Genomic DNA, 2,210 nt, shown 5'->3' on the forward strand with positions numbered 1-2,210 from the left:
CCAAAAGTTTTTCCATCTCCGCTTCTGTATTTACTTTTTCCAAAGCTTCTTTAACTTGTTGGAATTGGGTCATCCCTCGGTTAACTTGAGTAGTAATTTGAGTACTGACTTGTTTATTAATCCGCACTGTGTTAATAATTCCCAAAGGAATCAGCAAGAAATATAGCACTCCCAGCACCAAAGCTAACCAGGATAAAACCTTCACAACCAGGACTTCCCATCTCTCGCGCCCATGGCGCTCTCCATAAAACACCAGGGCTAAGCCGAGTAAAGGTACAGGCACCCGTTCCACCAATGCCCCTATAGTCTGTAATTCCCAGGCAGGATTCATAAAGTTTGGTGGGATCAACGTTTCAACTACGTCAAATACAGTTAGCACTAAAAGGCCATAACCTATCCAGTGCAACAGAGTCGCAGACCTTAGAACAGAAAAGTTAAACTGCCGTATATCCTCTACGGATTCAGTCAATTTATTGCCATCTAATTTAGTCATATATTAAATATTCCTTCATAATAGGACACGATTGTCGTAAACCTTACCTCAAGGTTTAGGAAAGTGTAAATACCACCAGTCGTACCAGTCAGGCCAAACATTTTCCAGCACTTGATAGGCAGCTTCAGGGGAAGAATTCTCTAGAGGAATAGAAAGATGAGCCCACAGACAACGGTTGTCTTGTAGCTTTACCTGACCCAGTAACCATAGCAGCAGCCGACGGGAGCGTACATCGTAAATATCCCGATTTTTCTTGAACTGATAACTGGTGACCATACTGCCACCCCGGGGGTTGATACAAGAACTGAGGTAAGCCCGCTCTTGGTACACAAATAAGCGATGAAAACCTATTTTTTTCTGCTGGCGTGACACTATTAATTCTTGACTAGCAGGTTCAATCCCTATGTACTTTTGAAGGAATTTATTAATATCACCCCCGCTCTGAACTAAATAGCGCATCTTTATATCTAGAGGTAAATCATTCTGAATATATCGATAGTGCTTGCCAGCTTGTAGTGTTTTATCAACAGCCGTTTGACCAGTCAAACCTTGACTTTCCAGAGGCTGCCATTCTGGTAAGGGAACTGTAGCTGGAAATTCAAAAGGGGTGATGGGACGAGCGCTTGTAGTTGGATACCAAATTACTTTGCCCATAACTGATAAAGTAGCCCCAAAAACAAAAGCTAGCAGCCAAATACGTAGTGATTTCCAATCGAGCATGACATCAAGGCAAAAGGTAAAAGGCTTGCAGGTCTAGGACATTCTTGGGACTAGAAGCCCTGGGTGTTTATGAGGTTTAAGGTTCTACGCTCTAGAGTTTAGGCTAATGGTTGAATTGCTCTAAGGTTCTAACAAGCCTATGAAGCACAACTTTATTACTACCTAGCCCTGATCTGCTTTTTTTATAGCTAATATCTAATAATGCCTAATACTTAGACTTTAGGTTAGTGGCTTAATCTTCAGTCTTTGGTGCATTCTGTTGAAGTATAAAATTGCAGAAGAAACCGAAAATAATGACAGCAGCCAATGAAAATATCATTGAACCATCTCCAAAATGCCAATATTCAAAGGATTCATAACTATAATAAGCGACTAAAATAGCCATCAGGCTAACTCGAATAGAATTAACAATAAATCCTACTAAAATAGCTATCAGTGGTACCAAAAATTTTTGAACCCGGCTAGTAGGGAACATAAATAAGAATAACAACGATATTCCCAACAACTGAAGCATAGAACTGACGCCAGAACAGCCGGGATTTACTTCTATTCCTCCGGTTGGCAGGATTAAATAAACCCCTTGCCTAGAGACTTCAAATCCTGAGTACCAAAGGAGCAATCCAGAAAACTTAGCAGTTAATGTGGATACATCAATCAGTAATGTTGGCAATCCAGATGGTATAGCGAGACATAAAAATATAGTAAGGTGCTGCCAATATTGCTTTAATCCCTTCACTCCAGATGCCAGCAGTCCCAAACCCAATACTGAAATCAAAGGAGAAAAGCGGATAAAAATGTCATAGCCTGATACAAATGTAGATCGCAACAGTACTAACCCAATTAATAATGACCCTAAAACGCCAGAAAAAATATCACTTTCTAGGTCCAAGGTATGGCGTTTTTCCCATACCATGTAAGACACAGCCACCCAAAATAAAAAACTTGTACTTAGTAAATCAGCAATGTTACTCCTGTCAGCCAGAGTCAATTGAATTGC

The 2,210-nt window shown here is 40.5% G+C and carries 3 protein-coding genes; all 3 read right to left on the minus strand.

Translation table 11 applies throughout. The features are described 5' to 3' along the window. On the minus strand, positions 1–493 hold a 493-nt coding region (locus tag F6K51_RS36240; protein ID WP_293030737.1), incomplete at its 3' end, for an HpsJ family protein. Between the two features lie 48 nt (positions 494–541). Beyond that, the gene (locus F6K51_RS36245; protein ID WP_293030739.1) at positions 542–1,147 is read right to left on the minus strand and encodes a cyanoexosortase A system-associated protein; all 606 of its coding nucleotides are present in this window, start codon (positions 1,145–1,147) and stop codon (positions 542–544) included. Between the two features lie 298 nt (positions 1,148–1,445). Continuing rightward, positions 1,446–2,210: cyanoexosortase A (crtA, locus tag F6K51_RS36250; RefSeq protein WP_293030742.1), on the minus strand; the 765-nt coding region annotated here is incomplete at its 5' end.

The sequence above is a fragment of the Moorena sp. SIO3I8 genome, assembly GCF_010692325.1.
Taxonomy (GTDB): domain Bacteria; phylum Cyanobacteriota; class Cyanobacteriia; order Cyanobacteriales; family Coleofasciculaceae; genus Moorena.